The sequence below is a fragment of the Bradyrhizobium sp. IAR9 genome (genome assembly GCF_013408065.1).
Classification (GTDB): domain Bacteria; phylum Pseudomonadota; class Alphaproteobacteria; order Rhizobiales; family Xanthobacteraceae; genus Bradyrhizobium.
Genome location: NZ_JACBZW010000012.1, coordinates 1 through 25,368 on the forward strand (window position 1 = coordinate 1; position 25,368 = coordinate 25,368).

The following is a 25,368-nucleotide window of genomic DNA, read 5'->3' on the forward strand; positions in this document are numbered from 1 at the left end:
ATCGCCGCGATCGCGGCCTGAGGCCGGCCCAGTTTTGGCTTCAAGACTCGCGGTCCTGTAAGGCTGTTTTTACACGACCAAGACCCAAAGCGGACATCGCCCTAGTCGGGAGGCGCTCAACATGCTTTGATGAGCCCCAAAGCGAACGCCGGGGCAAGCAAATGCGGTACCTAGTGTTGGGCGCTGGAGGCACCGGTGGCTATTTCGGCGGCCGCCTCGCCGAGAGTGGGGCTGATGTTACGTTTCTCGTCCGCGATGGACATCGCAAGAGCCTTTCTGAGCAAGGGTTGCGGATCGAGAGCCAATTCGGGGACGCACAAATAGCAGTCAAAACGGTGGTCGCGGCGGAGGTAGCGCCGGTTTATGACGCGGTGATCCTGACCTGCAAGGCATATGATCTCGATACTGCAGTCGCGGCAATCGCGCCCGCCGTAGCATCTAACGGCTATGTCCTTCCATTCTTGAACGGCATTGCGCATATCGACGTGCTGAATAAGAAATTTGGCCCGCACCGAGTGCTTGGTGGCACGGCAAAAATACAGGCGACGATCTTGCCTGATGGTGCGATCCGGCAGTTCAACGACTGGCGAACGCTTACCTTTGGCGAGCAATCGGGGGAGATGACGGAACGCGTGAGAGAATTGGCCACGCTGTTCGAGACTGCGAAGGGCGTGGAGGTCCTCGCGGTCGCCGATATCGTTCAACGAATGTGGGAAAAGCTGGTCCATCTCTCGACTGCAGCCGCCATGACCTGCCTCATGCGGGCAAATGTCGGCGAGATTATTCGCACCCCATATGGCCGGGACCTTTTTCTCGACCAGCTTCGTTGCGGCGCTGCCATCGCTGCGGCCAACGGGCACGCGCCCAGCGCGGCCTTCATGAAATCGTGGGAGGACACGTTCTCCCAGCAGGACTCTATGTACTCCACGTCGATGTTGCGCGACATCGAACGTGGCGGGCAGACCGAGGTGGAGCACATCCTCGGCTTCATGCTTGGCAAGGCGGAGAAGGCGAAGATACCGTGCAACACGCTGTTGCTCGCCTACACCAACGTCAAGGCTTTCGAGCAACGGCGCGCTGCAGGGCGCTCGTCCTGATTGCTTTACCGATGTCCGGTTCTGGCCCTTACCCGAACAAAGGTAATCCCGTCGTGATGGGCCGCGCTCGCCGCCGACCGCTTGTGACCTAAAGCGGTCGTTTTGATTTAAATCAACGCCCATCAACCGGCATCTCCTTTCTTGCTCCTGATGACGCAGTCACACAAGAGATTCAACGTCACGCTTGCGGTTCGTCGCGCGATGATCGCGACGAATGACCAGAAAGTGTTTCGCACTTATGGGCCGAACGGTAGCGCCTGGAAGTGCGAGCGCAATGGCGTCTCGCCGCGCATGCTCTGGAAACTGCTCGCGAACGAACTGATAGAGGACGAGCCACAGAGGACAGTCACGACAGCCGCACCCGCAACCATCCGCATGCGCTTGACTAAGGTTGGACTAGATATTTTAAAAGCGAGCTTAGACGGGAAAGCGCCAAAGAGCTCATAATGATCTTCGACACGTGCGAGTCGGACTGCCGCAGGTGCCGGTATTTGCTGCAGCACCATTTTCACGTTTCGGTCGTGTCAGGCTGTCGTCAGCTTTCTAAGATTGAAAATTGGCTTCAGCTGCAGAGTGTTAGCTAGTTCATAATTTTGTGGTGCCTGCGAGCTTAAGCTTTTCGAGACAAACGCTCGGGAGGCAACGATGACACCCGGCTGGCTCATTGTCCTTGTGACGATCGCCTCTATCTCCTTTCTGACCGTTGTGACTTGATCATTCTTGGTGCTTGGTAGGCAGCTGAAGAGTATCGTCGAGAGCGCTCTGAAGGGGCGCCCACGGACCGACGCGACCTCATATTGGTCGAAGCTCGATTGGGTGCGGCATGGATTGCCCGAAGTGCGGCAGATTCAACCTAGAGGGAAAGAAGGTCTGCGGCGATTGCGGCGCGGCGCTATCCTTTCGCTGCCCCGCGTGCGGAGCCGACAATCCGAAAGGAAAGAACTTCTGTGGTGACTGCGGTGCGGCGCTCACGCCAACAGTACTGCCGCAAGTCACGGCGGCTGCCGGCGCATCGACCTCGATAACGTCACGGGTCACCGAGCGTTCGAGCTTATCACCCGTACCAAGTTCTTCCGCCGAGCGCCGCCAGCTCACAGTTATGTTCTGCGACCTTGTCGGCTCGACAGCGCTTGCGACGAAGCTCGACCCAGAAGATCTACGGGACATAATCGCCAAGTACCGCGATAGCGTAGCGGCGGTCGTCCGCAAATACGGAGGAACCATCAGCCGCTACATCGGAGATGGCATGCTCATCCTCTTCGGCCATCCCTCTGCGCATGAGGACGATGCCGAACGCAGCGTGCGCGCTGCGCTTGAGATCGCCGCGACCAGGCATGTGCCTGGAGGGCCGCCCGAGTTCGAGCTGCGGGTTCGTCTTGGACTCGCGACTGGTCTCGTCATCGTAGGTGATCTTATCGGCAGCGAGGCTGCAGAAACACAGGCGGTCCTTGGCGAGACGCCGAACCTTGCTGCTAGGCTGCAGGCGCTCGCTGAACCAGATGGCGTGGTCATCGCTGAGGACACGCGACGGCTCATCGGCGGGCTTTTTGACTATGAAAACCTCGGCGCGGTGACTCTGAAAGGCTTTGCCGCCCCAGTGCAAGCCTGGCGGGTGCTTCATGAGGGAACGGCAGAAAGCCGCTTCGAGGCGTTGCACCCTTCGATGCTCGCTCCGCTGACAGGGCGTGAGGAAGAACTGGCGCGACTGGAGCGGGGCTGGGACCTTGCGAAGGCGGATAGCGGCCAAGTAATGCTGCTCGTCGGCGAGGCTGGCATTGGCAAGTCGCGCCTCGTTGCGGCTCTCCAAGAGCGTATCGAGCGCGAGCCGCACACCTTCTTGCGATATTTCTGCTCGCCTCATCATCAGGAAAGTGCGCTCTATCCCTTCACCGCTCAACTCCAGCGAGCTGCTGGTTTCGATCGTGAGGACGCGCCAACAGTGAAGCTCAAAAAGCTCCGGCTGCTACTATCCCCAGCATTGCCGTCCGACGAGGACGTGGCGATCCTGGCCGAGTTGCTGTCGATTCCCAGCGGTGACCTGTATCTGCCGGTTGCTGCTACGCCGCAACAAAAGAAAGAGAGAAGCTTCGCCGCTCTGGTCCGCCAGCTTGAAGTTCTTGCAGAAAAACACCCAGTCATGGTCGTGTTCGAGGACATGCAGTGGATCGATCCGAGCTCGCGCGAGCTGCTGGACCGGACGGTCGATCGCGTAGCAAGCTTGCCAGTTTTGGTCCTGATCACCTACCGCCCCGAGCTCCAGTTGATATGGAGCGGAAAGCCGCACGTCAGTTTGCTTGTGATGAACCGGCTGGACCAGAAAGCGGGTGCCTCGCTGATCCGAAGCGTGGCCGGTAGCCGGACGTTGCCGACCGAAATTGTTAATGAGATTGCTGAACGAACGGATGGCGTGCCGTTGTTCGTTGAGGAGTTGACCAAAGCGGTGCTCGAGACAAGCAACGAGGGGATCCCGCGAGCCATCTCCTTCGCGCCGCTACCCGGACTTGCTGTGCCGGCCACGCTCCATGCTTCATTGATGGCGCGGCTCGACCGGATCGGTCCGATAGCCAAGGAAGTGGCGCAGATCGGCGCGGCCATCGGCCGCGAGTTCTCCTACGACCTGCTTGCCGCCGTTGTACAGCGATGCGACAATGAGCTGCAGGCTGCAATTGATCGGCTAATCAATGCCGAGCTCATGTTTGGGCGCGGCGAACCGCCTGACGCCAATTTCTTGTTCAAACACGCACTGATCCAAGATGCGGCGTACGGCACGCTGTTGCGCAGCCAACGCCGCGAGCTGCACGCCCGAATTGTGGGCGCGCTTGAGGAGAGGCTCTATAAGGGCATTCAAGAGCGACCGGAGATCCTAGCCCATCATTGCACGCATGCAGGTCTGATCGAAAAGGCAGTGTCGTATTGGCAGGAAGCCGGTGAGCGCTCAAAAGCTCGATCGGCAATGACAGAAGCAATCGCGCAGATGCGAAAAGCGCTCGATCTGCTATCCCATCTGCCCGATACCGCCGGACGCCAAGGCATCGAAGCCGACCTCCAGCTCGCACTCGGCGGCGCACTGATCGCTGCGAAGGGACATGCGGCCGAAGAGACCGGCAAGGCTTATGCCCGGGCTCGCCGCCTTTGCGAGTTACTGAACGATAGGCCGAACCTGCTCAAGACGCTTTGGGGGCAGTTCGTGCACTATCATGTGCGGGGCGAAACGGACCGATCGCATCGCATCGCTGAGGAACTGCTAGATTTGGCCGGACGACAGAACGATGCGGCCATTCTTGTCGCCGGTCATCGGGCTGTCGGCGACAGCTGCCTTCATCGCGGGCAATTGGCCTTGGCGCGCGTCCATCTCGAGCGGGGGCTTGCCCTTTACGATCCGTCGCAGCAGCGCTCTTTGACGGCACTGTTCGCAGAAAACGCCCGCGTGGCGATGCTTTCGTTCCTCTCGCTAACCTATAGCCTTCTTGGATTTCCCGATCAGGCGCTTGTTCAGAGCAGTGAGGCAATCTCGGAGGCGCGCGGGTCGTCCCATCCGATCAGCCTTGCCTTCGCGCTGAGCGTCGCTTGCCGGTTGCATTTTGTCCTCGATGACGCGGGTATGGTCGCGCAACTGGCAGAGGAGCTAGTTGCGCTAACCTCGGAGCAGCGATTTGCCTTCTTTCTCGCGATGGGGACCGCCTATCGCGGTTGGACGATGGCCGAAGCCGGCGACGCCGAGGCCGGGGTGAATTTACTGCGACACGGTATCGAGGGATTCCAGGCGTCCGGCGCAGCATGGACTCTTCCGTTCTACCTTGCGCAGCTCGCGGCAGCCGAGGCAAAGAGAGCACGATTTGAAACCGGCCTCGATCAACTCTCCGACGCCTTAGCACTAACCCAGAAATTGGGGGTGCGATGGTTCGAGGCCGAGCTGCATCGGCGACGAGGCGACTTGATGCTGACGGCTCGGCCGGACGCCGAGGCCGAGGCTGAGGCCGAGTTTCGACGCGCCATTGCTATTGCTCGCCAACAGGAGGCGAAACTCTGGGAGGTCCGCTCTGCCGTCACTCTCGCCCGACTCTGGCGCCGCCAGGGCAAGGGTGATGAAGCACGCGACCTTCTCGCCCCGGTCTACGATTGGTTCGACGAGGGCTTCGATGTTCGCGACTTGAAGGACAGCAAGGCACTCTTAGAAGAACTCTGCACCTAGCACGAAGCTATCTCCGAGCTCGCAGGCACGGCATCTCAATACCTTCACTCCTCACACGCAAGGTTGTGCATCGAGCTGCCCGGAGCAGGGGCAAGTGGTGAAATGCTCCATGAACGAGTCTGCGCGCTCGCCAGCCGCGAAAATCGTGCTGCAGTAGCTAGGCGGCTATCTGGGGTATAGCGGACGTGGCGCCAACCTATTCGCAAAGGCAACTTGTGAACCCATCTGCGAAGTTGAGCATCGGCGGACGAAGGTCCGGTCATTACATTACAGCGCGCCCTGAGCTCAACCTGAGTTCTTCGCAGTTTGACCTTCAACGGACGTTTACCTGGGGTCGCTTCCCGCCAATTAACTTAAGGATATAATCTGGCCAGCCTCCAGTCGGACTGCTGCCAGGTTCAGACCAATGAAGCGGTGGCGCTCAGTCAGAATTATCTGCACGGTTGTCACTGCGGGCCTGCTGGGTGCCGGGGCCCTTGTCGTCGGCCAGTCACGCGTGCCGGCAGAAGCCATTGCATTCTCGGTAACACGTACACCGGAGCTTATGGAACGCGCGTGGGACCTGCCGGTGGCCTCCACATTCCACAGGAACGTGAACTGGCAATCAAATAGCTCTCGTTGCGGACCTGCGGCTGTTGCGAATGCGTATGGGTCACTCGGCGAGACGGCAAACACGGAGGGTAAGGTGTTGGCCGGCACCGGGCGGTGCTGGACGGGCTTATGCATCCTGGGTCTCACGCTTGACGAACTGGCCGAGGTGGCGCGGACCAACACAAGCCGCAAAGTCATGGTCTTGCGTAATCTCAGCGAGGCCCAGTTTCTGGAACATTTGCGTCGCTCCAACGATCCTGGCCGACGCTACATCGTGAATTTCAATCGCGCGCAAATTTTTGGGGCTGGTGTTGGACACCATTCGCCCATTGGCGGCTATCTGGAAGCCGAAGATTTAGTTTTCGTGCTCGATGTCAATTCCAATTACCAGCCATGGCTAGTCGAGCGAAAGCGGCTGTTCGCAGCTGTGAATACGTATGATGGCGATAAGAAGCGCGGGCTGCTGCTGATCGAGTAATTGAAAATTCCTGCGACCTGTCACGTACAACCCTGGGCTGAAGAAGGCGAACGAGGCGGTGGAGGACCAGGCGCGCCCATTAAAGTGTGCACGCCGAGCGTTGCTGCCCCTGCGGCGGCCAGCTGACTCCTTTGTCGCGCGAAATACTCAAGCGCAACATCGCGGCGGTCGCGTTCGGAAACAACTTCGAACCCTGCCGTGTTAAGCGCATTCCGATAATGCACGGAGGATGCGATCGCGTTGGTAGCCGAAGTGCCTGCCCATGGATGCGGATAGGACAGCTCGCCGTCGCCGGTTAACATCACGTCGTAGATGGCGAAGCGCGCGCCTGGGCGCAGCACCCGTGCTATCTCTTCGAAGAGCGCACTCTTGTCGGTGACATTCATTCCGACATGCAACATATATGCGGCAGAGAAAGACCCGTTTGAAAACGGGAGCGACAAAGCATTACCTTGTTGCAATGACACACGATCATGGAGATGAAGCCATCCGGACATTCCGGTTTCGATATAGTCGCGCGCATGCCGGTCACACGGCAGTCATAGCGGGCGGCGATTTGGTGGGTCCGCCAAGCCGACTGAACGTCGGCTGTTGGCCCACTTGGACCTCCCGTTAGGTCCGGTATTCCGCTGCTATCAGGGGCACAGCGGACCTCGCGCGCCCGATTCCGACGAGGGCTGATGAGCAAATCTGGTTCACTGCGATTTTACGCAAGCGGCCTCGGCCAAGTAGCGGCGACCGAAAACCTCACCAGTGGCCGTTTACGGCCGAGGCCGTTGAAAGTCCGCCTTATCGAGCGACAAGGTCGGAGAGCCTTGATACCCTCGCGCCATCGGCGCCGCGGGCATGCTGCCGCACCACAACCTCGCGTTCTCGGCCATAAGCGTCGCGGAGCATAATCAGAAACCGAGCCCGATCGGCTCGCGAAAGCGCTTGCCATCCTCGCCAAACCTGCTCCAGCGCGGTCATGGGCGTCTATCCTACTGAACTCCCAACCATATCTCACCGAACAAAATCGAAAAAGCCGCAGCCAGATATGCGGAAAGCAGAGAGGTTTATCGGAGCTGTTCATCCTTCGAGCGATGGGCCCCGAAGATCCAATTGAGAGCCTCGGGCGGCCGGACATCTTGACGGTACAAGTCCAGACGCAGGTCGTCGTGCGTACCGTCTAGGCTAATCGTTCCTTCCCTAAGGCGGATCACGATTTGCACGTCCGCACCATCGGCTTGGAGACAGGCAACATAGGCATCGACGCGCTGCTGATCCATGTGGAGCTTTGCCTCGTCTAACCACGGTCCTATTGCGGCAATTAGGTTTTCGGTTGCAGTCATGCCCGTTCTCTCCCCGATGAGGGTGCGGCCGTTGCAGCCCGCGGCACGCGATGCAACGCCTGACCTTAGACTTCGAAACGTAGGCCTTCGTTCCAAGCTCGCAGGGCCGTTTTCGGCTCGAAGTCTACCGATAGGCCAGAGGGTATTTCTTAATGGATCATCGCCGCCGCACGGCGCGACACGCTGGCTGCGGCCCGCGCGCGTCTGCTAGGCGATCTTCGTGGCCCCGTAGTTGCCCAGGTAAACCGCGTCTCAAGCTGCGCTTCGGAGGACCCGCCAAAGCGCCAACACAAATTTCCAGAGTGGCCGGGACGGCGCACCGTCCTGGCGATCCGGCGCGGCCGAGGGTACGTCGCCGTCCAATTCGGTCAGGCGCCCCACCATGCCTTCCAGCCGCGATGGTAGCGGGGTGAGATCGTCCGTGAGGGTGCCGCGAAGTCGCTCACCAATTTCGTTGCAGATCGCCCGACGATGCTCCACGGGCGCGGTCGAAGGGGTATCTGTCATGGCTGCCACCGTTGGCCTTGACGTGCACCGCCTCCTTGCCGTGCACGGATATCCTGCCGCCACCGTAGTAACGAGCGACATGCCACCTTGATCCCGGCTTCGCACTAATACCGCTGCTCCGAACGTCCAAAGTTCTCCGATCGGCAATCGGGCTCCCGTGCTATCATGTTCGCCCGCGTGGGCTTAGGAGGCAAGAAATGTCTACCTACCTGCGATTACAAACCGTCGATTTAAAGCCGGAAATGGTCAGCCGCATCACGGCAGCTTACGAGCAGGCGCTCCATACGCTTTGTGTCCAGGATCGCGACGACCCACTCACGGAAATGGTCGCAAGCAAGATCATCAAGATCGCGCAAACGGAGGTCCTCGCCCCGGCACAAATTGCGACTTTGGCGATCAAGGAACTCGAAATGCGTTAGGCATCTTTGCCTAACGCGCTTGGAACTGAAACATTCCCGACTTCGGCAGGTTGGCTATTGGGCTTCGGGGCTTCGCAATATGCGAGGCACGCTATGACGCCTCTACCACCGGGCGAAGCAATTCTCACTGTCGGCATTATGAGCTGCCCTAATCGAGGTTGCGCTTTTCGCCTCGATCGGGATGTTCTGATAGACGCGCGCGGCGGTTTGGCCGGGAGGACGACTCAATCCCGGCCAACATTTTTGCATCGTTCGCAACCACGGACCTGCCCGCAACGGAACCAATTTTCAGCGAAAACAATTGTCTTGTCGTCAGCGATGGGAGGATCATCGCCATGAGGATCAAATATCTCTCCGCGATTGTAATAGCTGTTCTTGCCGCTGGTACCGGGCTGGCCGTCAATTCTCTCGGCTCGCTGCCTACCGAAACGCAGTCCACGCCGAACACGCAAGTGGCAGACCGACTAGCTGCCTCGGTTGATCCATTCTTGCTTCGGTACGGTGGCTAACAGGCGGCGTTGCAGCCAACAGTGCTTGCATCCAGTGGTAATTCATTTCGCGCTGTGGTTGGATTTTTATTCGCGCAGCAGCGATCTTGAGTTGTTTGACGAAGTTTTGCTGAAACAGAAGGCTGCTATGCTAGATTTTAGGTAACTAGCCCTGTTCCGTTTTTGCACCGACAAGCAAGTTAGCTGATCATCCTTTGAAGTTTGACGCAGCCTGTGGATGGGCTCACATCGGGCAGCATCGCTGGGGCTTAGAAACTCGGAATATCTCATAGCGATACTCAAACGATGGGGGCCCCCATGCCCGCCATATTCAACCTGCTCTATCGCGAATACTGCCGCGCCCGCCTCGCTGAAATGCGGAAACAGCTTCTGATTGCCAGACAAAGTCCTGAAGGCTTGCAAGCCGATTATGTTCGTGCTGATCAGGATAGCGTTGGCAGGACAGACACGCAGCATGAAATCTATTACGGCGCGCCGAATTGAAGCGGCCGCGAGACATGGACTCTCCTTGACGTCGTTGCGCTCGTCCCTGACCATTTTCGTTTTGCTGGCTCTCGGGGTTTGGTAGGCGGCGCAGTGCGCGCTTGCGTCATGGCTACGCTGGCTGCGCTTGGGCACAGGCAAATGCGACAGCCGTGAATTTCAAGTATGTCCTTAGTCCCGCAGAGGCGCGGAGACGATACGCTGGCATGGAAAGCACTTGTAGACCCGTACAGCCTGCCGATCCACGATTGCGCGCAACGCTCCTACCGGTACCATTTCACGTCAATTCTCGCAGACAGGAGGTGGCGGGGCGTTGCAGTCGGCTCGATTCATGCGACTAAGCGCATACCCGAAGCCGGGACCGGCGAACACTTGGGAAAATACGGGTGGCAGAAGCCGCGGTTGGCACTTCAGCTATTGAAGGGAAACCGGACGGTGGACGCCGCTTGCTTTTGCCGCCGCTTTTTGACCCCAAGCGGACCTTGCTCGCCGCCGCCCCGCAAATGCAGCTATGCCGCTCACACAGTCATATGACAAAGTGATAGATTGTTCGCGCCCCGCGTGATCCTTGGAGGGCACATGCGACGGCGGGAGTTCATCGCGGGTACGGCGATCACCGCAGCCCTGAGCTTCGCAAAGCCTGTTTACGCTCAGACCGATGCTCGGTCGCCGGGCATAAAACGGATCGCGATCGTCCATACCGCCGAAAAGCCCGAGGGAATGACTATCAACGGTCGCCTGACGTTCAAAGCCTATTTTGGGGAGTTGAAGAGGCTTGGCTATGTTGAAGGACAAAACCTGCTCGTGGACCGGTATTCGGCGCTCGGACAGTCCGAACACTATGGAGACTTGGCTCGCACAATCGTTGCCAGTCATCCTGATTTGATCATCTCGCTTTCCGGCCCGATTGCACGCCAGTTGAAGCCCCTGACCACTACAATTCCAATATTAGTTAGCAGCGGTGACCCGGTCGCCGGCGGAGTTGTGACGAACCTGGCCAGACCGGATGGAAATATCACTGGAGTGAGTGTTGATGCGGGATTGGGAGTATACGACAAGCGTCTGCAATTCCTTAGCGAGACGGTGCGAAACCTACGCAATGTGCGGGTGCTCATTCCTTCATCTGCGACGATGTTTTGGGAAACGGGTCTCGCACCGCTCCGAGAAGCCGCAGGCCGGGTTGGTATTCGGATTGCCGCTGTATTGCTCAGCGAGAAGCTCGACGGAGCAGCGTATGAGCGGGTGTTCGATGAAATGGAAACAGACCGCGTTGACGGTCTCATGGTTGCGCATCAGGGCGAACACCTTACGAACCGTCAACTAATCGCTGATCTAGCTGCCAAACACCGTCTGCCTGCTGTCTACCCTCATCGTGAATTCGTCGATGTGGGCGGTCTGCTGAGTTACGGCACTGACCTTGGGGACGCCATGCTTCGCCTTGCCGATATGACCGATCAAGTGATGAAAGGCGCAAAACCGGCTGGCATCCCGTTTTACCAGCAAATCAAATTCGAGCTGGTGCTCAATCGAACAACGGCAAAGTCGCTTGGGCTGGAATTTCCGGTGAGTTTGTTGGCTGTCGCCGACGAGGTGATCGAATAGCGCTTCATATCTGCTGCAGCGGCACTGGAGGCGGGCTTAGCGAGCGCTGCAAGTTTCAAGGATTGGGCGCAAGCCGGTTTGCTTTTAGCATACGGCGCTGACACCCGAGATCTCTTTCGCAGACCAGCTAGTTTCGTTGACAAGATATCAAAGGAGCAAAGCCCGCCGAACCGCCCGTCGAACAACCAATCAAGTTTGAATTGGTCGTCAATTGCCAAACTGCCGGAGCGCTCGGTCTGACCGTGCCACCGTCCGTGCTCGCCCGTGCCGACGAGATAATCGAATGAGCTCTGCGTGCATGAGTCAGTTGAGACACCTGAGTTCCGCTTAGCGGGTCGGTACGGACCTTGATTGCTCAGGCCAAGTTTTCGCCTTTTGACCCTAAGCCGACTTGGGCGACGGTCAGTGGCCCGCCTTAGATTTGCGAGTGGCTCAGTTTGAGTAAGTTACTCAAAGAATAATTACTTCTCGCTGCGTATCAAAAGATACAGAACCAAATCCAGGCTGTGTCATTATCCCTTCATCACGGACCGGACCTCGGCTTTTATCCGTGACGAGAACGCCGATTGCGCTCCCGCCTTCCTCCAATGGAAAGGAGCGCGTTATGACGGTCATTCGTCGGCGTCGTTTCAAGCAAACTAAGGCACTTAAAGAACGGCTTCTCGAAGAGGCTCACAAACTCTTGGAGGAGGCTAGGTTGCTGCCGCACGGACCGGTGCGCGACGCGGCATTAAGAAGAGCGAGGCAAGCAGAGACAGCCGCTCACATGGACGATTGGCTTAACTCGCCCGGCCTACAGCCGCCGAAGAAGGACGATCTCCCGGGGCCGACGTAAGGCCTCCGACCACGACGCTTTTTCAATCCAGCGGCGGCCGTTCTTGTAGTGTGGTAGCGGATGGACCGCGGCATGCTTCAAGAGCACTTAGCGATAGCGGAGCGCCACATTGCCCTTGGCGTGAAGCTTCTTGCCAAACAAGGAAGCGCTGATCGCCGAGCTGGAACGGCATAGCCATGATACCAAGGGCGCAAGGGACGTGCTGGCCACAATGGTGGAAAACGCAGTCCCTCCATATAGACGACCGGGACCGCATCTTGAGGGAATTGGGACAGTAGGCCCCTTGATCTAGATCAAGGGCCACCAGCGTCTCCGGTCAAGCTTGAGGCATGGATGACCCTAAACCAGAGGCACATGCCGCCCCCAAGCCGACGCGATTGGAAAAGGCCCGGCGCATCATCGAGGAGTACGCGGCCGAACTCGGCGAGATGATCAAGAAGCTCCGCCAAAAGCTGAATTAAGCCGCTTAGGTCGGAGCCAAGGCCCGCGCGAACTTCCGCTCATGGCCCGATGGCGAAGTTCGGTTTGGCTCAGATATGGTCTGCTGATCGGGGCACACCCGAAGTGACACGGCGCCGTTCAAACCGGCGCTTTTGACCCTAACCAGACGTCAGCTCGGCTAATAACTTCTTGCCCGCCCCTAAGCTAACCTCCGCTCCGTTTCGGCCGCGCCTCTTTGCGTCGGCCTCCATTTGCAAATGGCTGATCTCCCGACGTTCGAGAGTCCAATGCGGACGCAGAGTCTTTGCGCCTCGATTAAATGTGCGGTAGTAGGGAATGCAATCTATCGAAATTGAAAAAGGCCGCCGGTATATAGCCGGCGGCCTCCGCGCTAACGTGGTTTGCTGGGCGACGCGCAACTACAGATCGATGCTAACTGCGATATTGCGGCCCGTTAGTTCGGCAATCTTCATTCCGTCAGCCTGGATCTGCGCAAACTCCGGGTCCTTTGCCACGGCTTCCTGCACTCTGCCGTAGACTTCCCAATTGGCGTAGCGTGTCGAGACCAGCAACTCGCCTGCCCAAGGGCCAGTGTGGAAACGAGACAGCCGAAGAAACTCGGCACCGTGTTTCTCGAAGATTTTCTTCGCCTGCCGTACAATCCTGGTCATTTCCTCGGCCTTGTCGGTTTTGAAGCGAGTGAATTGAACGATCGGCATTGGCTACCTCCATCGTGGTGTAAAATGTAAGAGGCATGTATCGAGCTAGGTTTGAGGAGCGAACCTCATCGCAATCTCGATGAGAGTTAGTCTTCATCACTTGATCTTGGTTCAAGCTCCATAAGCGACAACAATTCTGCCCCTTCCTTGACGGGTGGGCTCGCATCCATGCAGCCTGAGGCAGGTGAGCTGAAATCAGATCTGCCGCTCAGCCTAACTATTTGCCGGGATGGCGCAGGCGTTTGTTGAGGTTCGCCGCTTGACGAAGTCATCCTCGCAGGGAAGAAGGCCCAACGTCAGTATGCCTCCACCGAGCCTGACAGCGCAAAACGCACGAGCGGCTCTTAAAAATCGAGCTCGACGGCGGCGAGGACTTTTTCAACAGAATCGGCCCGTAGCTGACCTTTCACGCGAACCACAGTCGCGGCCGCTATTCGGCGTAGACCGGACCAGTCCTGAAAGAGGGTTGAAGTCGCAGCTTGACCCGTAGCGGGCACTGTCGAACAAAATTCGTCCCTCCGCTTCCGGTAGTTCGTTTCTAATAGACTCCGGTCGCTCGTAAGAGTTCTAATAGCGCGTTGCTCTACTTCACAATGGGAGGAACTCACATGAGAGAACTCTTGGTGATAGCGGGCTTGATTGCATTCTCATTGCCGGCGTCGGCGCAAGACACGCCGACGCGGGTTACGCCAGATGCGCTTACGTGGGCGGAGAACCCGGCCTTTCCGAAGGGCGTCCAGATTGCAACTCTTGTGGGCGACCCGACGAAAGCAGGGGATGTGGTCGTCTTGCGGATCAAGTTTCCCCCCAACTTTCAAATGCCGCCGCACACTCATCCCTATTCCGAAGTTGTGACGATCATCAGCGGCAACGTCGGGACCAGCCATGGCGAAAAATTCGAGAAGAAAGGCGAGCTGTTAAAGCCCGGCTCGTTGTGGGTTTATCCGGCAAAACACGCTCACTACGCCTGGACCGGAAATGAGGAGGGGATTCTCCAAGTTCAGTTCGTCGGTCCTGGAGGCATCGATTACATCAACCCAGCAGACGATCCGCGCAAGAAGTAGTCGCAGACCCAGCGTCTGATGCGACCCGGCGCTTCCGAAATCGAGGATGCGCACAGCTGACTCATGCCGACTCGTGGCCCGACCGGGAAGTTCGGTGCGCCTCTAAGAAGGTCGGCTTGTCAGGCAGACAGGAAATCGGCGGCCCCCGGTCCGACCGACGCAAATGACCCATAACGGAACTGGGAATCGCACTACGGATCGGATGACCATCGGCGCGTCGTCGGCTAGACTGGTTTCCCAGTTACCGAACCGGAACGGGTGTGGGCATGGCCCGGACGCTCGCCGCCATCGTCGCCGCCGACGTTGTCGGCTATAGCCGACTAATGGGTGACGACGAGGCGAAGACTTTGGCGGCGCTCAAGACGCATCGACGAGAATTGATCGATCCCAAGATTGCCGAGCACCAGGGCCGCATCGTCAAGACTACGGGCGATGGCCTTCTGATCGAATTCCAGAGCGTGGTCGAAGCCGTGCAATGCGCCGTCGAAGTTCAGAGCGCAATGCAGGATCGCAATAAGGACTTGCCGGATGACGGTCGCATCGAATTTCGCGTCGGCATCAAGCTCGGGGACATTATCATCGACGGCGACGATATTTATGGCGATGGCGTCAACGTCGCGGCAAGGCTCGAAGCGCTCGCATTAACGTATGTAGCTCGCGATCTCGGAGGAGGCGCGGCCTTAATCGATCGCGCGCTAGTGCTCAATTCCAATTTGGCCCAGGCGTGGTTTTGGGGTGGTTGGGTGAAAATCTGGCTAGGTGAGCCCGAGGCAGCGATCTCTCGCTTCGAGCGCGCAATGCGTCAAAGCCCACTTGATCCGTGGGCCATAGGAATGAGGGCCGGAATGGCGCATGCACATTTCTTTCTCGGCCGTTGGCCGAAGCGGCATCGTGGGCGGCAATGGCATTCCAAGACAATCCAGACTTTCAACCCGGGCTACGGATCAGCGCTGCAAGCAATGCAATGGCCGGACGGCCGGAGCAGCAAAGGCAGTGGCGCGGCTGCGGCAATTACATCCCGCGCTACGGGTTTCCAATCTCAGAGAGGTACTTGGCCTAATCGACGCGCCGAAGACATCTCGCGATACGAAGAAGGATTGAGAAGAGCCGGGCTACCGGAATGACATAGCTGTTGGTGACAACGAATAACTGCAATTTTCGCAGTTGGCCCATCGCTTCCGTTAGGGTGTCGCGGCGAGATGTCCGGAGTGGCGGGTAAACCGGGAACGCCCGACCGCCGGTCAAAACGGCGCTTTTGACCCGAATGGAACTACTGGAAAGTCCATTAATCATCAAGGATGCTCCAGTCGGGAGGCGGAGTTATGGGGCGCGCGTATGCACTCGCCCAGATACTGGCAGATGCGAGCGGAGGAGTTTCGCACCAAAGCGGACAATGCCGAGCATGGGCAGACAAAGGCGCGCTGCGCAAGGTCGCTAACAACTATGACGAACTAGCCCGACGGGCCGAACGTATTCGCACAGTTCAAGACGCAGCAGAGTAGCTGCGTCGCCAGCAGCACATCTCAGTATTGCGAGCGCATCTAGAGGCGGAGCTTGAGGCTGAGCTTCGACTCGCCGAACGCTGATACAGAACCGGTGAGCACCGCACGGTGTTAACGATTCATGCCGAGGGAGATCGCCATAACACTGTGGTCTCTAGCCGCCGCCGGCGTCATGGCGTTCGGCATGGCTGCATTCGTAGCTTTTCGCTAACTCCTCCAGAGCGAAGCATGGATCGCGCGATGCTCCAGCAGCACTTGGCTATCCGACGCGAGCCGCGCTCGGCGGCGCACTCCGCCGCCTCCGCGCCGCCGCAGTACAGCTCGCCGACGCCAGCGACCACGGCGGTACGAAGGCCCTTTATCTCCGCGATCCCGACGGCAACGGCGTCGAACTCTACTGGGATCGACCAGAAAAGGAATGGCCGCGCAATCCTGGCGGCTCGTTGAAGATCGTCAGCAAGCCGCTCGATGTCGAAAATTTGGCCGCGACCGGAGCGTCCGGCACCAATGTTCAGCAAGGATAGTCTGCGTCTGGACGAGAGAGGCGCTTGGCTGATCTGTCACTCTGAGGATTTGGTCGTCCCGTCAGCTTTGGGCCATAGCGGAATCACAAGCCGGCGATCCCCGGTCTATCGCCTCACCCCCCATCGCATCAGAACGTACGGGACAGCGAAACTGAGCACGACCAGAGCCGTTCCGAGGTTCTTCCATTCCCGAGGGCTATAGCCCCAGAGTACATACTCGACGTGAGACGCATAGTAGACAAGAGGGCATACAACGGCGAAGCCAATTACGCCGGCTAAGACTGCCTCGCGCGGCTCCAATACCTCATACCACTCTGGCTCTTTCATCGCCGGCCCTGGTAACGAGTACTTCTTGCGTCAATTACGATACGATATTCGCATGAATGTAGGCCAAATATGCTTGCCTTCAGGGTGAGCAGATCTAGTCCGTTATGCCTCACAGAGCGGAAGTCACTCCGACGAGGCGTCACTTCGCTGATGGGCCCATATGAGGAGTCATCAGTTGGAGAAAGCGAGGGAGTGGCGAAAATGAAACAAAAGCGCAAACTGCCGCCGCAGCCAGAGCACACGCTGCTCGCGACTGTGAAATCGGTCACGGTAAGTTACTACGTGGGAAACCACGGCGATGGTGTCTCCGACGAAGCCATCACCGATGTGCTTTGCGACATCCTTGCGATGACGCCAAATATGCCCGACAATCTCCGCAAGGAAGTGACCTGCTCGCTCATGTGCTCGCGCCAATATGGTCGCGCATGATCCTGACGAAAAAGGGCTGGCCGAGCATTGGCAAAGGGCAGACCGTTCCGGAAATGCCTTTCTTACTCAACATGCGGCTCGGCAAGGAAGGAGGATTGTTCTCCGCCTACCTGCCCGAGGCTGCATACTGGGCGTTGCAAGCCGACTTGAAGAGCGGGCGGTTGAAGTTCATTGAGGCGAATTTCATCAGGCCGCGGCATGGCTATGGTGAACTGACGAGTATCTACTTCTCGGAAACCCCGCCGGAGAAACCGTGAGCAGCATCCGCAAGCATGGCCGTGCGGCCGCCACTTGCTCTTCGCCCCGGTAAATGGGTGCGAGCCGTTTACCGGCCAATACGCGAGCCTGCGGGGTCCTCCAATTGGCCTCGCTGACAGCGCACAGGCGGCGCTCCTATCAAATCAAACCGGAAAATCACCCGGGCGAAATATCCTCGAAGGGAGCGGTCGCGCGTCCCCGCCTCTCAAGGGCCGTGTCGGAGGACCCGCCAAAACGCGGATACGAAATTCCGGAATAGTGGGGGTCGCGCATCGGGCACGGCCGACGGTGCGTCACCATCCAATTCGGTTAGGCGTTTTAACATGCCTTCCAGATGCGATGGTAGCGGGTTGAGATCGTCCGTGAGGGTGCCGCGAAGGTGCTCACCAATCTCATTGCAGATCGCCCGGCGATGCTCCGGATGATCTAAATCGGGGGAATGGACCAGGGGCGCGGTCGGAGGGGAGTCCACCATGTCTGCCACCGTTGGCCTTGACGTGCACCGCCTCCTTTGCCGTGCACGGATATCCTGCCGCCGTGGTAACGCGCGACATGCCCCCCTTGATCCGGGCTTTGCACTGACACCGCCGGGCGTCCGAAGTTCTCCGATCGGCAATCGGGTTCCCATGCTATCATGTTCGCCCGCGTGGGCTTAGGAGGCAAGAAATGTCTACCTACCTGCGATTACAAACCGCCGATTTAAACCCGGAAATGGTCAGCCGCATCACGGCAGCTTACGAGCAGGCGCTCCATACGCTTTGTGTCCAGGATCGCGACGACCCACTCACGGAAATGGTCGCAAGTAAGATCATCAAGATCGCGCAAACGGAGGTCCTCCCCCCGGCACAAATTGCGGCTTTGGCGATCAAGGAACTCGAAATGCGTTAGGCGTCTTTGCCTAACGCGCCTGGAACTGAAACATTCCCGACTTCGGCAGGTTGGCTATTGGGCTTCGGGGCTTCGCAATATAGGCCGCAAACCGGACGCAGGGCTGCGCTTGCCACGACCACCGCCGCTTGTGACCCACAGCCGTCGCTCCCCGGTTGCCGGCACCTGTTCCGATGGCTTTACGGTACTGGCTGCCCCAGTGCTAATTTGAATTTCGGCAGTGGCCTAAATCACTTAGGGAACAACTTATGATACATTGTCGCCTAATCTATGAAGGCAATTGCTAGGTGCAGAAGGTGCGATCAGCTGGACGAGAAGCTCCAGCACTACCGCAGGATTGCGAACGGGTAGGCGACAAGCTTACTACTGCAGCCCTCGAAAATCTGGCCGAGCAATACGCGGCCCAAAAACTGGCGATGCACCCGAAGGCCGAGGAAGCGATCTATCGTCCCTAGCTAGGAGGGCGGAACACTTGGATTGAATGTACATTAATTAGCATGAACGGACCAATTCAGGGGATTGGCGTAATGGGTATCGAGCGTATGCACCCGCCGAGCTACTGGCAGATGCGAGCGGAGGAGTTTCGAACCAAGGCCGACAATTGCGAGCATCCTGAGACAAGGAAGAGCTTACGCAATGCCGCCAAGACCTACGAGGAACTCGCCCGCCGTGCCGAGCAGATCCGCACCGTCCAAGACGCAGCGGAGTAGGCGGTTAGGAACAGGGACGACTAACCTGTGTTAATCGGCAATGCCGAGATACTTTTTCAACGTTCATAGCGCAGAGCCGATGACACAGGAGAGGATTTGCCGGACGACGAAGCGGCGTGGCACGAGGCTACGGCCTTTGTTGCTGAAGTCTTGAAGGACATCTACGGGAGGTTTCGCCCCGTGGCAAGAATGGTCGCTTGAGGTGACGGACGAAGCCGGGAGGCCGATCTTCTTCATCAACATTGGATCTAGGAAAATAAATTAAGGCTGCGTCAGCTTAACGGCCTCGCCGTTTTTAGAGGAATTCCGCTCGTGGCCCATCTGCGAAGTTGCGCCGCGGAGGTCCGCTCATCGCGCCAGAGCGGACCAGATTTGCTCACCTGAGTTCTTCGCATTTTGACCCATGGCGGACGTTCGCTCCCCGGAGCATCGCCCAGCCTCGAAGCATGTGGAATGTGACGGATATCACAGAGCCTCTGCTTGCCTTTCGGTAGGTTATGCTAGGCTGCGCACATATTATCGGGGACTGTAATGGGCGCTCTTCGTTGGTTGTCTTTGTTCGTTTCCATCTGGCTCGTGTGCGGTTCAGCCAACGCCGAGCGTCGTATAGCGCTGGTGATGGGCAACTCGGCCTATAAAAGCGTACCAAAGCTCTCCAACCCGGCGAACGATGCCGCCTTGGTCGGCGGCATGCTCAAGAAGGCCGGGTTCGACTGGATCGACATCAGAACCGATCTCAATGCGGCCGAGATGCGCAAAGCCCTGCGTGACTTCGGCGGGCGAGCGCGAGATGCAGAAGTTGCCGTCATCTACTACGCTGGTCATGGCATCGAGCTAGACGGAACAAACTACCTCATTCCGACTGATGCGGCTCTTGAGACCGACAGTGACGTTCTCGATGAGACGGTAGCGCTTGACCGAGCGCTGTTCGCCGTCGAGCCTGCCAAACAGCTTCGGCTCATCGTTCTGGACGCTTGCCGCGACAATCCCTTTGCCAAGTCCATGAAGCGCACGGTTGCTGCCCGTGCCATTGGCCGCGGTCTCGCCAAGGTAGAGCCGACCAGCCCAAATACAATGATAGCGTTCGCCGCGAAGGCCGGGTCTACGGCTTCTGATGGCGATTCCAAGAACAGTCCGTTTGCGGCAGCGCTTGTCGAGCGACTGCCAACACCGGGTCTCGACCTGCGCAAGGCGTTCGGCTTCGTCCGAGACGATGTTTTGAAGAACACCAGCTATAAGCAGGAGCCGTATGTCTACGGCTCGCTTGGCGGCGATGATGTGCCGCTAGTTGCAGCGAAACCGACAGCTACCGGACGCGCGATGTACGTTGTCGCCCGCATCTTAGGCTCCCGGGAGCGATGACCAGACCCATACAACGTGGAACTGTGTTTGCTGTTCCGCCACCTTGAGATAGTATACTATTCTTAGTTGTGCGCCTTAAGAAGCAGTCCGACGTGGCTTGGGGCGTTGGTCTTTTCGTACTGCCGCCGGAGCGCCAATCTTCATTTCTACCGCAAATCTGACGCAGACGCTGGCAGTCCAGACGGCGCACGATGGCAAGGTTCACGGTGAGCAACGCTTAGCGCGAGGCGAGATACTGTTTACGGTCGTGCAAGCAGTAGGAGCTGTCCTGGCCCGAGGCGGTCGTTTTGATTTAAATCAACGCAAGCCAATTGGCATCGCCTTTCTTGCTATTGATGAGGCATTCGGAGCCCAAGAGATTCAACGTTACGCCTGCGGTTCGCCGCGCGATGATTGCGACGAATGACCCAGAAAGTGTTTCGCATTTATGGACCGAACGGCAGCTCATGGAAGGGCGAGCGAAACGGCGTCTCGCCGCGCGTGCTCTGGAAACTGCTCGCGAACGAACTGATAGAAGACGAGCCAATGCCCCGCCGGTCGTAGCCGCAACCATCCGCATGCGCCTGAGTAAGCTTGGGCTCGACACTCTAAAAGCGAGTTTAGACGGGAAAAATGAGGGGAGTACTGCGAAAAAGCTGATAACGCTCTTCGCCATGAGAGTCACTTTTGCAGCCGATCTATGCTTCAGTTCATATGCCCGCTCGTGGCCAATCAGCGAAGTTGCGCGTGGTCTAACGGAGATCCGCTCATTGCGGCAGAGCGGACGAGATTTGCTCAAGACAGTCTGAGCCTGCACTCAAACCCCTCAACCGCCCGGGTCGAAATCATCCTTGCGGTCGCCAGCGCCTGAGGCGGGGATGTGAGCACCGTCGGCGTCTGTGATCTCCTCAAGCATCGACGTGGTCAGCAACCACGGCAGAACGAAATGTGTAGCAGTAATGCTGTCGCAATTTGGCTTGCCATTTGGAATTTTACGAGCGAGATCAAAGTGTTTCTCGCTTCGTGGAGCTGGGGGGGCAGGCAGAAGTCTGTCGCGGATGGCGGATGCAACACTTTTGATCTAGCCACTTTCAATGAGCCCGACTGAACCGCTACGATGCCTTCACCAGAGAGCTTAGGAGCGCACATGAGACGGCGGGAGTTCATCACGCTTCTTGCCGGCGCGGCACCTCTGTGGCCGCTTGCGGCGAGCGCGCAACGTTCAGCGGCACCTGTTATTGGTGTGCTGTCGGTGGGTTCCCCTGACGTGGCGAGTCCCTATGACGCAGCATTCGAAAGAGGTCTTGCGGAGAGGGGGTACGTAGTTGGAAGAAACGTTACGATAGAGCGTAGGTGGGCACGAGGAAACCACAGTAGGCTTCTGGAGCTCGCTCAGGAGCTCTTGCATTTCAACCCAGCGCTGATCATCGGAGGGGGCAATGTGGTTGCGCTCGCGGCAAGGAAGGTAACTTCAACCACTCCGATCGTATTCATAATCGCGTCAGACCCCGTGAAGCTCGGACTCGCAAAGAGCTTCGCTCATCCCGGCGGCAACGCCACGGGCATATCTATGATGACAGCGAGACTTGTCCTCAAGCGTCTCGAACTGATCCAGGAGATGCTCCAACAAAAGGCTACCGTCGGATTTTTGGTAAACCCTGACAATCAAGACTTGCTTCAGGAAATTGACGAAATTGCCCGCTCGACCGGGCGGACCTTGAAAGTAGCCAAGGCGCGCAACCAAGATGAACTAGAACCCGCTTTCCGGCACCTTGTTAGTGCTCAAGTCGGGGCGGTCCTCGTCGGCAACGATGCGATATTTTTCAACCTGCGTGCGCAACTTGTCGCATTGGCTGATCGTCATTCGCTTCCGGCGTCCTATGAATTCCGCGAATTTCCGGCCGCCGGTGGCCTGATGAGCTACGGGCCGAGCCTTGTCGCAACTTTTGAAAAAGCCGGCACTTACGCCGCGCGAATCTTAGGAGGCGCTCGGCCGGAGGATTTGCCCATTCAGCAGCCCACGGAGTTCAGTTTGGTTCTCAACTCAGCAACCGCGCGCTCCCTAGGTATCAAAATCCCGCCATCACTGCTCGCCCGTGCAGACGAGGTGATCGAATAAGGCTCTACGTCCGATGTCGGCCTGCAGCGATCTTGTCGCGCGTCCGCCGACCTTCTGCTTTTGACCTTGGCTGTGTGAAAACGCCGAGATAGATGAGAGCGATAGAAGAAGTTGTTCGTCCAAGGCCGATCTAGCGCTCATGTTCGCAAGCGACTTCGAGTTAGACGGCGAACTGAAGAACGCTATTCTATCCGTCTTTCGCATTCTCGCGTTTTTACACAGCCAGGACCCAAAGCAGAACAGCTCCTCATCTTAGCGGCTTACGACGGGCAGTGTGACCTCGAGCGTCGAACCCCGAGGCCCTGATTTGGCAAGAACGAGGCGGCCCTCATACCTCCGATGATCGTGCGGCAGATCGCCAATCCCAATCCCATGCCCTCCGGCTTGGTCGTGAAGAATGGATCGAAGATGCGGTCCTCGTTCTGTGGGGCCACTCCGGTGCCGGTATCCTGAATGGACAAGAGAACGGTCCCGTTTCGCACAACCCGCGTGCCGATGTTCAATCGGCGGCCGTCGCGAAGGGTGGATGCCATCGCCTCGATGGCGTTCTTGAGTAAGTTCAGAATGACCTGCTGCAACTGTACCGGATCGGCATTGACGAAGGATTCTTCGACCTCAAACTCCGTCATGACGATCACCTCGTTGGCTCGCAAGTCGTGTTGCAAAAGCCGCAGCACCTGGCCTACGACGTTGTCGATGCTGATCAGGGCGGGCTTGTCGATCGCATCCTTGAACAAGCTGCGAACGCTTGTGATAGTCTCGTTGACCCTTAGTCCGGCTTCTACGATTTCCCTGAGGATCGCTCTGACCTCTTCCAGCCAGGGACGGTGCGCGTCCAGCTCCCGCTGAGCGGTTTCTGCATTCAGTGGATCCAAGCGGCGAATTGATCTCATGAGCAATCGCGGCAGTGGCAGCATCGATGCTCACGAAGCGGTTTCCGCGCTCGCGGCGCTGCATCACCAAGGCACTGGCCAGCCGCGAATAGAGCACTGTCATTTCCGTGACCAGGACGGACAGCAGCAGGCAGCTTGCAACCAGGGCAAATCCACGAGCGGTGTACCAACCTACGGAAAATCGAGCAGCGCCCGCGTAAGCCGCAACCAAAAAGTTAGGAATCGCCGCGAACACTGTCACCATCAACCAGAGATCGAGCACCGTGCGCCTGCGGATGAAAAGCACCAGGAGTACGGTGCTCCCCAGTATCGTGAGGCCGATGTTGATTTGATTGCTAAGTCGCGTCTGCAGCATGAGACCCGTGGTGAAGAACTGCGGCAGATGCTGGACTTCGTCTATCGCCAGCCATGACAACAGAGCTATCGTTCCTAACACACATGCGAGCGTGATCGCGATGTCGGCCATTCTCCATTCTAACGACAGATTGCCTCTTTCCTTGAGCAGCGCATAGGCAAGAATGCTGAGGGGAAATGTTGTGTGCCAAAGCACGAAAAACCAAGCCGGCGTGGTGTAGGTGTCGCCGATAAGCCCGTTGGGTGCATAGCTGCCTGTAAAACTCAGTGTTTGCCGAAAGGCAAACGAGCTGGCGAAAATGTATCCGCTAGCAATGAGCAACAAAGCGCGCCGCGGCCGCACCCAATATTGAGCGAACAGGAGGGTTGCAGTCAGCAGATCTGCTGCACTCATGACCGTCTGAACAAGGGGAAGAAAACTATCTATCCGACCAATTTGTACATTCGCCAAGGGAGTGACAAACACCCAGACGATCAGCATGGCGGCCACGACAGCCAAGGCCACCGCTCGATGTCGTGGGGTATATGGCATCAAAGCGACCACCAGCGGCAGCTCGTGGTCTCCGGCTATCGTAAGTTGGCGCGGATTCGCGTTCACATCTCACCTTCGTGACGGATGTTCGCACCTATCGGATGTTTGAGAGGTGGCCAAATGTCTACAACGCCGCCGCTTCTGACCCATCGCGAACGACAAGCAGCAAAGCGCCGCGACGAAAAAGTTCGACTGCAGCTCTATCATTTGTTAAGGCTCGGGATAAAGTAGTAAGAGTCGCCGGTAGAGGCCGCTATGCAGGTGATCTGGTAATGATCCGCGTTCGTTTCCTGCGTAATGCGCAGGAAAAAACACAATGAATACGTCAGATGAGTGTCGGGCGCTGGCTGCGAATTATCGGCTGCGGGCCGCCGGCGACGCGGTGTCTCTGAGGAGAGCCGCTGTGTTGAGGAATATTGCAAAAAGCCTTGCGGCGCTCGCGAGCCAATACGAGATATTAGAGAGCATCATCGCGGAGGAGAAACCTTAGAGAGGAGCAACGGGCTCTTCTGCTTATGGCCCAACTGCGAAGTTGCGCCGCATCTGCCGGACGTCCGCTCACCGCTCCTCAATGGACATCGCGCGATAGCACAGGGCGCTGGGCTCCGTTGCTTTTGGCACTCTCACGGGATTGACTGCCAAGCCAATGAGGAACAGGCTGTATTACGTCATCACCCGCCACCTGCCTTCAATGTTACCGCGAGAAGAACATCTCAAACTGAGCAAGGAAGCCGCGCTCGCGCTTCTGAGCGCAGGCCGTATGCGCGAGGCGGTTTCTTCGATGATGACGAATATCGTCAAGAGCCCGAGCAGCGCATTGCCTCATGAAATCCATGCATTCGGCATCTGTGCTGCTGCGGCTGGCGACACAAGGGCGGTGCGAGAATACATTTTCTTCAAAATACCTGCTGGTCATTGGTCAATCCTCCTGCACCATGGCCGCAATCCAACACCACGGTAGATTGTAAGACGGTTCAGGCGGCGGCACCAAATGGACTTTGGCAAGGAGGCCCGGGATGTCGCTTATTGGCCCGTGCTGACCTTAGCCTGAAGCGCAAGGGTGTCCGCTTCCGACAGGTGACCCGACCAAGTTCATGCTGGTCAACGAGGGCTGCCTTTGACCCGGAGCAGAAGTCAGCCTCCACATAGGTCAATTGTTGAACCAACACCTAATCGGCTCGCTTCCTACAATTAGCTCGGACAGAGCGGATGGAAAGGAGCGC

General features: G+C 57.8%; 22 protein-coding genes and 3 pseudogenes. 18 read left to right on the forward strand and 7 right to left on the reverse strand.

The window, feature by feature from the left end; all coding sequences use genetic code 11:
• Window positions 1-161 precede the first annotated feature (161 nt).
• From GGD67_RS27310 to GGD67_RS27320, 3 genes are all read left to right on the forward strand, one after another.
• Window positions 162-1,097, forward strand: coding sequence for a 2-dehydropantoate 2-reductase (locus GGD67_RS27310; protein ID WP_179737209.1), 936 nt, complete (start codon window positions 162-164; stop codon window positions 1,095-1,097).
• 823 nt (window positions 1,098-1,920) lie between these two features.
• Window positions 1,921-5,289: an adenylate/guanylate cyclase domain-containing protein gene (locus GGD67_RS27315; protein WP_179737211.1), complete on the forward strand. Its 3,369-nt coding sequence runs from the start codon at window positions 1,921-1,923 to the stop codon at window positions 5,287-5,289.
• A gap of 406 nt (window positions 5,290-5,695) precedes the next feature.
• Window positions 5,696-6,358: a phytochelatin synthase family protein gene (locus tag GGD67_RS27320; RefSeq protein ID WP_179737213.1), complete on the forward strand. Its 663-nt coding sequence runs from the start codon at window positions 5,696-5,698 to the stop codon at window positions 6,356-6,358.
• A gap of 20 nt (window positions 6,359-6,378) precedes the next feature.
• Here GGD67_RS27320 and GGD67_RS27325 read toward each other — a convergent pair whose 3' ends face one another.
• Entirely contained in the window at window positions 6,379-6,855 is a 477-nt protein-coding gene (locus GGD67_RS27325; RefSeq protein ID WP_179737215.1) for a methyltransferase domain-containing protein, read from the reverse strand.
• Between the two features lie 558 nt (window positions 6,856-7,413).
• Complete coding sequence (locus tag GGD67_RS27330; protein ID WP_179737217.1) at window positions 7,414-7,689, reverse strand: hypothetical protein; 276 nt, start codon at window positions 7,687-7,689, stop codon at window positions 7,414-7,416.
• Between the two features lie 704 nt (window positions 7,690-8,393).
• Here GGD67_RS27330 and GGD67_RS27335 point away from each other — a divergent pair.
• Window positions 8,394-8,615 (forward strand): hypothetical protein, encoded by a 222-nt coding sequence (locus tag GGD67_RS27335; RefSeq protein ID WP_179737219.1) that lies wholly within the window; start codon window positions 8,394-8,396, stop codon window positions 8,613-8,615.
• 148 nt (window positions 8,616-8,763) lie between these two features.
• Here GGD67_RS27335 and GGD67_RS27340 read toward each other — a convergent pair whose 3' ends face one another.
• Window positions 8,764-8,952: a hypothetical protein gene (locus tag GGD67_RS27340; RefSeq protein ID WP_179737221.1), complete on the reverse strand. Its 189-nt coding sequence runs from the start codon at window positions 8,950-8,952 to the stop codon at window positions 8,764-8,766.
• A gap of 469 nt (window positions 8,953-9,421) precedes the next feature.
• On the opposite strand from GGD67_RS27340, the gene GGD67_RS27345 reads away from it, so the two are divergent.
• From GGD67_RS27345 to GGD67_RS39805, 3 genes are all read left to right on the forward strand, one after another.
• On the forward strand, window positions 9,422-9,607 hold the full coding sequence (locus GGD67_RS27345) for a hypothetical protein (protein WP_179737223.1): 186 nt from the start codon (window positions 9,422-9,424) through the stop codon (window positions 9,605-9,607).
• 579 nt (window positions 9,608-10,186) lie between these two features.
• Window positions 10,187-11,209 carry an ABC transporter substrate-binding protein gene (locus GGD67_RS27350; protein WP_179737225.1) on the forward strand — a complete coding sequence of 341 codons (1,023 nt, stop codon included), beginning with the start codon at window positions 10,187-10,189 and terminating at the stop codon, window positions 11,207-11,209.
• 1,164 nt (window positions 11,210-12,373) lie between these two features.
• Window positions 12,374-12,505 carry a hypothetical protein gene (locus tag GGD67_RS39805; RefSeq protein WP_283814151.1) on the forward strand — a complete coding sequence of 44 codons (132 nt, stop codon included), beginning with the start codon at window positions 12,374-12,376 and terminating at the stop codon, window positions 12,503-12,505.
• 399 nt (window positions 12,506-12,904) lie between these two features.
• Here the strand turns inward: GGD67_RS39805 and GGD67_RS27355 are convergent, their stop codons facing one another.
• Window positions 12,905-13,204, reverse strand: a complete 300-nt coding sequence (locus GGD67_RS27355) for a hypothetical protein (protein ID WP_179737227.1) — start codon at window positions 13,202-13,204, stop codon at window positions 12,905-12,907.
• A gap of 608 nt (window positions 13,205-13,812) precedes the next feature.
• On the opposite strand from GGD67_RS27355, the gene GGD67_RS27360 reads away from it, so the two are divergent.
• Window positions 13,813-14,268 (forward strand): cupin domain-containing protein, encoded by a 456-nt coding sequence (locus GGD67_RS27360; protein ID WP_179737229.1) that lies wholly within the window; start codon window positions 13,813-13,815, stop codon window positions 14,266-14,268.
• 266 nt (window positions 14,269-14,534) lie between these two features.
• A pseudogene (locus GGD67_RS39535) lies at window positions 14,535-14,939 on the forward strand (adenylate/guanylate cyclase domain-containing protein); the annotation flags it as partial.
• A 1,001-nt stretch (window positions 14,940-15,940) separates the two neighbouring features.
• Here GGD67_RS39535 and GGD67_RS39990 read toward each other — a convergent pair.
• Window positions 15,941-16,288, reverse strand: coding sequence for a hypothetical protein (locus GGD67_RS39990; RefSeq protein ID WP_179737233.1), 348 nt, complete (start codon window positions 16,286-16,288; stop codon window positions 15,941-15,943).
• Between the two features lie 534 nt (window positions 16,289-16,822).
• Between GGD67_RS39990 and GGD67_RS27375 the strand changes: the two genes are divergently transcribed.
• The 7 genes and pseudogenes from GGD67_RS27375 to GGD67_RS27400 all read left to right on the forward strand — a co-directional run bounded on the left by GGD67_RS27375 (window position 16,823) and on the right by GGD67_RS27400 (window position 22,366).
• Entirely contained in the window at window positions 16,823-17,050 is a 228-nt protein-coding gene (locus GGD67_RS27375) for a hypothetical protein (RefSeq protein ID WP_179737235.1), read from the forward strand.
• Entirely contained in the window at window positions 17,047-17,307 is a 261-nt protein-coding gene (locus GGD67_RS27380; protein WP_179737237.1) for a hypothetical protein, read from the forward strand. The genes GGD67_RS27375 and GGD67_RS27380 overlap by 4 nt, the downstream gene beginning before the upstream one ends.
• 667 nt (window positions 17,308-17,974) lie before the next feature.
• Window positions 17,975-18,196, forward strand: coding sequence for a hypothetical protein (locus tag GGD67_RS27385; protein ID WP_179737239.1), 222 nt, complete (start codon window positions 17,975-17,977; stop codon window positions 18,194-18,196).
• Window positions 18,197-18,723: 527 nt separating this feature from the next.
• Window positions 18,724-18,906 carry a hypothetical protein gene (locus GGD67_RS27390; protein WP_179737242.1) on the forward strand — a complete coding sequence of 61 codons (183 nt, stop codon included), beginning with the start codon at window positions 18,724-18,726 and terminating at the stop codon, window positions 18,904-18,906.
• An 87-nt stretch (window positions 18,907-18,993) separates the two neighbouring features.
• Window positions 18,994-19,107 (forward strand): annotated as a pseudogene (locus tag GGD67_RS40205) (DUF6894 family protein); the annotation flags it as partial.
• Window positions 19,108-19,437: 330 nt separating this feature from the next.
• Window positions 19,438-20,262, forward strand: a pseudogene (locus GGD67_RS27395) (caspase domain-containing protein); the annotation flags it as partial.
• Window positions 20,263-21,394: 1,132 nt separating this feature from the next.
• Window positions 21,395-22,366: an ABC transporter substrate-binding protein gene (locus GGD67_RS27400; protein WP_179737244.1), complete on the forward strand. Its 972-nt coding sequence runs from the start codon at window positions 21,395-21,397 to the stop codon at window positions 22,364-22,366.
• A gap of 260 nt (window positions 22,367-22,626) precedes the next feature.
• On the opposite strand, the gene GGD67_RS27405 is transcribed toward GGD67_RS27400, so the two are convergent.
• Both GGD67_RS27405 and GGD67_RS27410 read right to left on the reverse strand, forming a co-directional pair.
• Complete coding sequence (locus tag GGD67_RS27405; protein ID WP_179737246.1) at window positions 22,627-22,995, reverse strand: sensor histidine kinase; 369 nt, start codon at window positions 22,993-22,995, stop codon at window positions 22,627-22,629.
• Window positions 22,982-24,211, reverse strand: a complete 1,230-nt coding sequence (locus GGD67_RS27410) for an MASE4 domain-containing protein (RefSeq protein WP_179737248.1) — start codon at window positions 24,209-24,211, stop codon at window positions 22,982-22,984. The genes GGD67_RS27405 and GGD67_RS27410 overlap by 14 nt, the downstream gene beginning before the upstream one ends.
• Window positions 24,212-24,461: 250 nt before the next feature.
• On the opposite strand from GGD67_RS27410, the gene GGD67_RS27415 reads away from it, so the two are divergent.
• Window positions 24,462-24,635 (forward strand): hypothetical protein, encoded by a 174-nt coding sequence (locus GGD67_RS27415; RefSeq protein ID WP_179737250.1) that lies wholly within the window; start codon window positions 24,462-24,464, stop codon window positions 24,633-24,635.
• A 156-nt stretch (window positions 24,636-24,791) separates the two neighbouring features.
• The gene (locus tag GGD67_RS27420) at window positions 24,792-25,106 is read left to right on the forward strand and encodes a hypothetical protein (protein WP_179737252.1); all 315 of its coding nucleotides are present in this window, start codon (window positions 24,792-24,794) and stop codon (window positions 25,104-25,106) included.
• Window positions 25,107-25,368 lie beyond the last annotated feature (262 nt).

Bases quoted from the DNA above. Each gene is read 5' to 3' on its own strand.
- GGD67_RS27380 (WP_179737237.1), top strand. From the start codon at position 17,047: ATGATCCTGACGAAAAAGGGCTGGCCGAGCATTGGCAAAGGGCAGACC.
- GGD67_RS27340 (WP_179737221.1), bottom strand. From the start codon at position 8,952: ATGGCGATGATCCTCCCATCGCTGACGACAAGACAATTGTTTTCGCTG.
- GGD67_RS27350 (WP_179737225.1), top strand. From the start codon at position 10,187: ATGCGACGGCGGGAGTTCATCGCGGGTACGGCGATCACCGCAGCCCTG.
- GGD67_RS27310 (WP_179737209.1), top strand. From the start codon at position 162: ATGCGGTACCTAGTGTTGGGCGCTGGAGGCACCGGTGGCTATTTCGGC.
- GGD67_RS27355 (WP_179737227.1), bottom strand. From the start codon at position 13,204: ATGCCGATCGTTCAATTCACTCGCTTCAAAACCGACAAGGCCGAGGAA.
- GGD67_RS27390 (WP_179737242.1), top strand. From the start codon at position 18,724: ATGGGTATCGAGCGTATGCACCCGCCGAGCTACTGGCAGATGCGAGCG.
- GGD67_RS27345 (WP_179737223.1), top strand. From the start codon at position 9,422: ATGCCCGCCATATTCAACCTGCTCTATCGCGAATACTGCCGCGCCCGC.
- GGD67_RS27315 (WP_179737211.1), top strand. From the start codon at position 1,921: ATGGATTGCCCGAAGTGCGGCAGATTCAACCTAGAGGGAAAGAAGGTC.
- GGD67_RS27335 (WP_179737219.1), top strand. From the start codon at position 8,394: ATGTCTACCTACCTGCGATTACAAACCGTCGATTTAAAGCCGGAAATG.
- GGD67_RS27330 (WP_179737217.1), bottom strand. From the start codon at position 7,689: ATGACTGCAACCGAAAACCTAATTGCCGCAATAGGACCGTGGTTAGAC.
- GGD67_RS27385 (WP_179737239.1), top strand. From the start codon at position 17,975: ATGTCTACCTACCTGCGATTACAAACCGCCGATTTAAACCCGGAAATG.
- GGD67_RS27415 (WP_179737250.1), top strand. From the start codon at position 24,462: ATGAATACGTCAGATGAGTGTCGGGCGCTGGCTGCGAATTATCGGCTG.
- GGD67_RS27400 (WP_179737244.1), top strand. From the start codon at position 21,395: ATGAGACGGCGGGAGTTCATCACGCTTCTTGCCGGCGCGGCACCTCTG.
- GGD67_RS27360 (WP_179737229.1), top strand. From the start codon at position 13,813: ATGAGAGAACTCTTGGTGATAGCGGGCTTGATTGCATTCTCATTGCCG.
- GGD67_RS27375 (WP_179737235.1), top strand. From the start codon at position 16,823: ATGAAACAAAAGCGCAAACTGCCGCCGCAGCCAGAGCACACGCTGCTC.
- GGD67_RS27405 (WP_179737246.1), bottom strand. From the start codon at position 22,995: ATGACGGAGTTTGAGGTCGAAGAATCCTTCGTCAATGCCGATCCGGTA.
- GGD67_RS27420 (WP_179737252.1), top strand. From the start codon at position 24,792: ATGAGGAACAGGCTGTATTACGTCATCACCCGCCACCTGCCTTCAATG.
- GGD67_RS27320 (WP_179737213.1), top strand. From the start codon at position 5,696: ATGAAGCGGTGGCGCTCAGTCAGAATTATCTGCACGGTTGTCACTGCG.
- GGD67_RS27325 (WP_179737215.1), bottom strand. From the start codon at position 6,855: ATGTCCGGATGGCTTCATCTCCATGATCGTGTGTCATTGCAACAAGGT.
- GGD67_RS39805 (WP_283814151.1), top strand. From the start codon at position 12,374: ATGGATGACCCTAAACCAGAGGCACATGCCGCCCCCAAGCCGACGCGA.